The organism is Chryseobacterium sp. SC28, assembly GCF_003932955.1.
Taxonomy (GTDB): Bacteria; Bacteroidota; Bacteroidia; order Flavobacteriales; family Weeksellaceae; genus Epilithonimonas.
In genome coordinates, this window is the sequence record NZ_QOVY01000038.1 from 1 (window position 1) to 7,589 (window position 7,589).

The window sequence follows — 7,589 nt, forward strand, 5'->3', positions numbered from 1 at the left end:
TTTGTTCAGATAATATCTTAATAATCTGAACTTCTGAAAATTTACTGTTTTTCATAGTCTTCCAAATTAAAAACTATATTTTTAAATATTCCTATTTTTGGGGAAGATTACAGCTGGAATGTTTTTCTCTTTACAATCGTTTAAGAAATTGACGGCTTCTTCTTTCCAATTTTGTTTGTCAAAATCAGCGACTAAAAACCAAGAAGTATTGTCTTGTAATAAAGGATAAACACCAATTTGTTGAATCCCGTTTAAATGTTTTTGAATTTCGTTATTAGTAAGCGGTAAATAGGTTTTGTGTGGATAATTCTGAAAAGTTCCTCCATTCGATTTATGAATGCGATAGTGATATGGGTCATAATGATAAGAAGGCATATAGCCCGATTTTCCTGATTTTTCCCAGCGAATAGCGAACACGTCTTCACGCCCTTGGAAGAGTGAGCGGAAGATGTTTGTTTGAGATTCGCTTTTCATTTTCCAAGATTAAAAAAAGGTTAAAATCCTATGGTAATAATCGAATAATTATCTTCTGCCTCTTTGAGAAATTGATGTTCTAATTCTTGCAAGCCCTTTTCTTTAAATGTGTATTGAAGAATCTGTTCAACAGAAATAACATTATGAACACCATCTGAACAGATAATAAAAACATCATCTTTTGATAATTGAAACGATTGATACCCGACAGTGGATTCCGAAGGTTTTCCTGATACAGATCTGGTTACGATATGCTTATATTTATCTAAAGATTTTTCTTCTATTATGCTTTCCGATTCTAAAAGGCTATTTACCATTGTATGGCTTTTGGTTTGAAACAAAACTTTATTCTCGTTTATTTTGGAAACCATTACGTCTCCAACCCAAAAAATATGGGAGATATTTTTATCTACAATAATACCTCCTATTGTAGCTCCAGATTTGATATTATTTTTGTTGTTGAATTGTTTAATCGCCAAATTGGCTTTTTGCACCGCTTTTTGGATATTTTGCTCGTTAATACTTTCTGCATAATTGAGAAAGGTGAAAATATTTTCACAAACAATTTTTGCTGCTTCATCTCCTTTTTCATAGCCACCCATTCCATCGGCTATCAAAAAAAAGGAAGCAGCAGACTCTAATCTGTGAATACAGATAAAATCTTGATTGCTTTCTCTTCTTCCTCTTCCTGTTAATTGCTGTATTTGCATTAGTTCCCTGTTGCTTTTTTTGTTGCTCCTCCGTGATTAGTAACTCTTGGTCTTGTACTTATTTTTAAAGGCTTTGTTGTTATACTTTGCTCAGATGCTTTGGAAGCCCATAGGAAGCCTTCACCAGGTTTCAATACACTCATATCAGCAGCGTTCAAGCTATTCAACTGTGTTAAGGATTTTTGAATATGCTTTAACCATTGAGGTGAATTAAACTTGTGGAGTAAAACAATACTACTCAATTCGATAATTTCGTTGGGTAAGCTTGGCGGATCCTGACTTGCAATCATAATGCTTACTCCTTTATGTCTCATTTCTCGAATTGCAGTAACTATATTATTTGTCAAATCTTTATTGTCCATATATTTATGAGCTTCATCAAAAACAATGAACTTATTAAAATGCTTATCATTAAAGGTTTTGACTCCTGAGAAAATATTCAACATAATGACAAATAACCCTAGTGCTTCATCCTTAACAATAAACTCATCACGTAAATCTACAATGACCAATCTCCCAGGTTTCAAAACCTCTTTAAGAAAGAAACTATCATCAATATATTCTTGGGCGAAACTAAGTTTCTGCCTAGCTAAAGATTTTTGAGTGTTTGAAAGGAGTTCAGATACCTCCACGCTTTCCCTTAATCCATCCAACGTAATGTTTCTACGCTGTTCTTTCATCATAAATTTCAACTGTTTGATATACGACGAGTCGTTTCCAATTGCGCCTAATAAAAACATCCAATCTTGAACATTAAGCTCTTTAGAATTAAAAGCTATTGACTCAACTTGTATAGATGGAAATTCCTCTCTACGCTCTTCAACCTTATCAGAAGGAGTTAATATTATAACATCTTCAATAACATCTGGTTCAGCACCATATAATTCCTTTAGCTTTTCTAATTCTGTAAGATTCGTATTAGCATTAATCATCGAAGTGAATTCCGGTTCATAATCCATACTTTCACTATAATGGAATATAACGCCTGCTAAAGGAGCAGGTAGTTTATTGATGTTTGAAAATTGTTTCAATACCATTTCGCTAATCGTACCAATCGTATAACTTTTTCCTCCACCTTGCACACCAAATAAGCTTATGGTATTGGTTTCGGATAGGTCTATAGCTATTTTTTTATTGTGTATTGAAGTACCAATTATTCCAAACTGATCAGATATACTATTTTTACCTACAATAATATCAAATTCTGGTTTATTGTATGGTACATCAATCTTTTCAGGAGCTACTTGCTCGTTATCTTCTTCATTAGATTCTACCACACTCTTATTGTGAGGTTGTTCAATAATGACCTCGTCAGAAGAATCTGCTGTATACTTTTTAGACAAATCCTGAATTTTATTGTTATCTTCTTTCTTTTCATCAGAAGACACGTTAAGTTTTGCTTTAAAATTCTGAATAAATAGCTTTAACTTGTTGTTTGATTCGAGAGCGGAAGCCAACTCTTTATTAAATTCTGAATCTTCCAATCTTTTGGTGTTCAAATCAGAATTTGGGTCTAATATATCGCTTATTAATTTATGACCAAAAGTAAAAATGGTGGTGTTATCATCAATATTTTGTTTTTGATGCTTTTGTTCAAAAGAGAAGTCGAAGATGAAACCTAATCGAGTGAATTTAAATTCAAATCCATTATTTAACGTTTGAATAAAATCAATATAACTGTTATAAGCGTTTTCACACAAGTAATTATATCTATATGCTCGTTCTATATAAAAGCTAAATAGTGATTTTAATTCCTTATTTTTTATTTCTCGATCTAAGCGGTCACTACTTTTGTAATCATTTGGGTCAAAATGATGTTTAATGGCAACGATTGTATTATCAATCTGTTCTACCATTTTGGTTTTAAGTTCATCACGTTCTGATGTACCCAAATAGCTTCTACATTTTATTTCTAATATTGCTATTTTAATCTCTCTTTTCTCTTTATTGATAGAAATAAAAAGATTATCTGCTCTGCTTTTCGAATTGGTATCTAAATTCTCAAAAAGATTTTGATGTAAATCAATTGGAATCAGGAACGCATTGTCCAATAATCCTTTTTTCTCTAAAATTCTTTTAGAAAAAGCTGTTCCTATGGCTTCAAAAGCTTTGCTTTTTGAAGAATTAAGCTGAAGAACTAAAGAGCTGCTAATTGCTCTTAAATCCTCAAGGATAGTCTGAATTTTATTTAGACCTTCGGGACTATTAATGTCTACTCCGAACGATTCAAAATGTGGACTTAATAATCCTACTATCTCACTTGAGGGCTTCGTTGTAAGATAAGAAGAAATTCCTGAGATTTCCTCTCCTGGAATATAGTCTAACAAAAATGGTGTTTTTCCATTTTCAGAAGGCTGATCAAAAAAATGTGGACCTAAGTTTTTGTCAAAAGTTACAACCCAGTCCGAATATTCGTGTAAATGAGATAATAATACCTGATCTCTGTTGGTTAAACTTAATTGTGTGGCAGGAATAGAATCTGTAGCTTGCGCTGCCAAAGATCCTGATGTGAAAACTTGATATGAAGCATATACTTTATTTATTAAGTTCTCTTTTGGGTTTTCTATTTTCACATAATTATTCCAAGTAATTCTTTGGGGCTCTTGAGTCATCTCAACATCTGTCGCCCGATCAATAATTAAACTATTTAGGTAAGTAGATTTATATTCCCTATAAGGTTTGTATAAAGTAATTTTTGTGGCAAATGGATTGATCAAAAAGCTAATATGAGCATTATAAACAATCGGATTTTCAACAAAATCTTCAATGTTATTAATAGAAAACCTTAATTTAGGGAATAATCTATTTTGAGAAGGTTGTGAAAACAACTCTGCTTCTTCACTAATATTCGTTTCTGGGTTGAGCAATGCTTTTAGAGCCAATCCGTGTTCAATCAGGGATTCCTGTCCCACAAAAATCCGAACTTCAAATTTAGTATTATAGTATTCGGAATATTTACTTAAATCAACAAACGCATCTGCAAAAACTTCTGCATCACCAACATTAAATAGGTTTATTATTAATGTATCCGTGTAAGGATGCTGTATTAAAAAGTTTTTTATATGCTTTACTACCAAAGCTCTACTAACATCATTATTCACAATATTTCCAGAATCAATATTCAGTAAATGTCTGAAATAGTACTTTAATTGGTGCGAAATAGGAACAAGTGAATCAATCGGATTGGGGGTAGATGAATTAATATAAATTCCCCAACCAAAACTTAACTCTCCAAGATACTCATAATTGATAAACTGGTTTGGATCAACCAAAACAAAAGGACTATTGCTCGGATTTAGTTCTCCTAAGAATAAGCTTTCTAATTGTTGCCATTCACGAAGATGGTCGTTATACGAAAGAGATTTGGCAAACCACTCATCAAATTGATCTATTAGATTCATAAGCCAAGTTAATCTAATCGGATGTAGCGGAGATAATAAAACCGCAGAAACAGAACCTCCGGTTGGCAATTTTGTTTTTACTTTTACGGTATCTAAAAATTGAACTTCGGTGTATAGAAGTTTGATATTTTCTTTTTCTCCTGTAGAAACATTGGTCTTTTCAATTTTTTTATTGAGACTTACCAACCAATTATTGTAATGTTCCAGATAGGTTTTAATATCTTCTTTGATAGAATATAGATTTGCAGTTTCTAATACTCCATTTTCAGAATCATTTGATTTTTTAATTTTCTCAAAAACAATTTTTCTTGATTCTAATAGCTTTTTGGGAGCTATTTCTGTTAGACTACTGATTGTGTATTCGCTATTTTGTAAACCTAAAGATGTATTGTTATTACTAATTACAGTGTTTACAAAGCCAAAATGATTACTATTATTTAGAATCTCATTTTCAATCATTCTAAGTTTTGAAGACAAAATAATTTGGTAATTATGCTTGTTAGAATAATTAATATGAAAGACCGATGATAACTTTGTTTTATCATCGTTTAACCACACATTGGAATGTTCACTTGGATGAGGAATATCCAATGCTGCTTCTTGTCGTAATCTATCAATGTTATATTTAAAAAATGCTTGAAGAACATTATTTAATTTATCCTTGCGTATTGTATCTTCTTTTTCGGTGTTAATGTCAATAAAATAATCAAAATCCTCAGAATCGCATTTTAGTTTGTAATTCAAATCTTTTTTGCTCTCAAGAGAATGGTTGTTTTCCTCCCAAACTCTTTGGATAGCATCTTCATAAAAATCATCATTTACATTTAGAATATTCCCTAATTCATCCTCAGCAAGTACCTTAAAGAAGTATGAGCCTTCTTCAATACTATTGGTATTTAGCTCTATTTTAGCTTCTCTGTAAGATTGTTTGGAGGTGGTGTTTTTTAGCTTTCTTAATGTTGTTATTTCTTGTCCTGAAAAACCATCTACAGCCATCAAAACAACTCTAAAATATTTTAATTCTCCAATATTTTTTGGTTCGGGGTTAGTCGTAAATCGTATAGTAACTTTCGGATTAGTTATACCATCAGACAAAAGAACTTTTTTACCCTCTTCAATTGTAAAATCCGTCGAACGTATTTCAATCACTTTTAGTTCTATTTTTTCAAAATTCAGATTTGGTATTTCCCATTTGTCAAACCAAAGTTCTGGATATTTGCTTGCAACGGTTTCTACAAGATCATTTAATGACGTGATGTTATTCCCATTTCTAAATAATTGTATGAAATCTTTTTGAACAGTTCCTTTTTTTATTTGAAGTTCATCTACTCTTTCATAAACAGATTTATTAAATGAAGTCAGAATATTACAGCTCGTAGTATTTAAGTTAAGTCGGGAACGAATTAAATTTTCATCAGCAACTAACTTTAAATCTGGAAACAAACCCAGATGGAATAAATTTTTTCCAATGCTTTCTTTAGTAAAAGAATCTTCTTCTATAGCTAATAAATAGCTTAATATGCTTGAACGAGTAGTATCTATATAACCTATAATGGTATTAATATATGTAGAGACCTCAACAGGAAGCTTTTCTATCAAATTTTTCACCAAAATAGATTCGATATTATCCAAAGAGATTTCTTTAAAAGTAGCATTGCCGTAAGAGTCTTCCGCAGCAGTTCTGCTATTTGAGGGAACAAGTATAAGCAAAGGTTTTTTCTGCTGGTTACGTAGTTCAATTAGCTTAGTTGCAGAAATGTAACAATTTCCTTGTTGAGTTTCATCAACAATGTAAGTGTTTAAATTCTTAAAATGATTGGTTATAATTTTCCAAAGTGATAATAACTGTTCATTTCCCAATCCTGTAATCTTCATACAGTGACCGGGTTTTGCATCTTCAAATTCCTGCTTGTATAGCTCTACAATAAGCTCGATGATGTATTGATAATAACGAGTTAAAATATTTACGTCCATTCTTTCTAAATTATGTTAGTTCGTAACGAGGTCTTATTTTCTGTAAAATGTAAGCATCACTTAAATCATTGTAAAAGCCTATCTGCCTCAATTTTATTTTGAACGCTTCTACATTTTCTTTAAAAGCTAAATGGGTATGTATATCAACATTTTTAAAGCGTTCTTCCTCTAATCCATTTATAATTAAGCCGTAACGTTTTCTCAGATTATTCATCAATTCTTCAATAGATAAGCTTTGGGTGATAAACTTATCTCCTTCAAGATGCAAAACCTGTATTTGAACCAAGGCTTCTAGCAATCTGGTGCCAAGGACATATCTTCTGGGATGTTTTTTGCTTCTTCCCTGAGCCAAGAATCCCCTTTCGTTATTCTTTTGAGATAAACTATCCAATAATTCTATGTAGGATTTGTGTTGATATTTGCCTCTAACCTTCAACAATAGCTCAACATACCTGTCAAAATAAGTAGTTTCATATTTTACCATTTCAGATAATAAAGTCCTGTCCTCATCATCACTTTGATTTCTAATCGTATGTCCCCAAAGTGCCTTAAAATCTATTTCATATTTGCCAATATCCTTTAATGCAGAAAGAGCTATTTCAATACTTTTTGAATCACCATTATCAATTTGTAAAACAGATATAACACTATTAATTTTAAAAGTCGCTTTAATATATTCATACAATGAATTGTATGTTCTTTCTGTATCAGCTATGGAAATGGAAGCAACTTTACTTTCAAAATTGTCTGTGGTATCTAGTATTACACTCCAATCATCGTCAATATCTTTAGTTCCTGCTTCAACCATTTTTGGCAATAAATAAATTATCTTATGTACATACAAAGAGAGATGAAAGGAAGTAATAGTTTTCAGATAATCTATCAGAACATTTCGGGGAATTTTGGATTTATATACCAACAACCTGTTGTGCATTTAGGAATTAAATAAAAAAGAGATTGTTCAATTGGATAGAAATCCGTATATTTAATTGATTATCAAATAATTAAATAAATGAACAATCTTACTCAA

At 31.4% G+C, this 7,589-nt stretch carries 4 protein-coding genes; all 4 read right to left on the reverse strand.

The window, feature by feature from the left end; all coding sequences use genetic code 11:
* Positions 1 to 81: 81 nt before the first annotated feature.
* Genes DTW91_RS12480 through DTW91_RS12495 form a run of 4 tightly spaced genes read right to left on the reverse strand, consistent with a single transcriptional unit; the run spans position 82 to position 7,367 of the window.
* Positions 82 to 474, reverse strand: a complete 393-nt coding sequence (locus tag DTW91_RS12480) for a TOTE conflict system archaeo-eukaryotic primase domain-containing protein (RefSeq protein WP_125203688.1) — start codon at positions 472 to 474, stop codon at positions 82 to 84.
* Positions 475 to 494: 20 nt separating this feature from the next.
* Positions 495 to 1,184, reverse strand: a complete 690-nt coding sequence (locus tag DTW91_RS12485) for a PP2C family protein-serine/threonine phosphatase (protein ID WP_125203689.1) — start codon at positions 1,182 to 1,184, stop codon at positions 495 to 497.
* Positions 1,184 to 6,559, reverse strand: coding sequence for a methylation-associated defense system ATP-binding protein MAD8 (mads8, locus tag DTW91_RS12490; RefSeq protein ID WP_125203690.1), 5,376 nt, complete (start codon positions 6,557 to 6,559; stop codon positions 1,184 to 1,186). The genes DTW91_RS12485 and mads8 overlap by 1 nt, the downstream gene beginning before the upstream one ends.
* Positions 6,560 to 6,569: 10 nt before the next feature.
* Entirely contained in the window at positions 6,570 to 7,367 is a 798-nt protein-coding gene (locus tag DTW91_RS12495) for a hypothetical protein (RefSeq protein ID WP_125203691.1), read from the reverse strand.
* Between the last annotated feature and the right edge of the window lie 222 nt (positions 7,368 to 7,589).

Excerpts from the sequence above, each read along its gene's own strand:
- DTW91_RS12480 (WP_125203688.1), bottom strand. The coding sequence starts at position 474 with ATGAAAAGCGAATCTCAAACAAACATCTTCCGCTCACTCTTCCAAGGG.
- DTW91_RS12485 (WP_125203689.1), bottom strand. The coding sequence starts at position 1,184 with ATGCAAATACAGCAATTAACAGGAAGAGGAAGAAGAGAAAGCAATCAA.
- mads8 (WP_125203690.1), bottom strand. The coding sequence starts at position 6,559 with ATGGACGTAAATATTTTAACTCGTTATTATCAATACATCATCGAGCTT.
- DTW91_RS12495 (WP_125203691.1), bottom strand. The coding sequence starts at position 7,367 with ATGGTTGAAGCAGGAACTAAAGATATTGACGATGATTGGAGTGTAATA.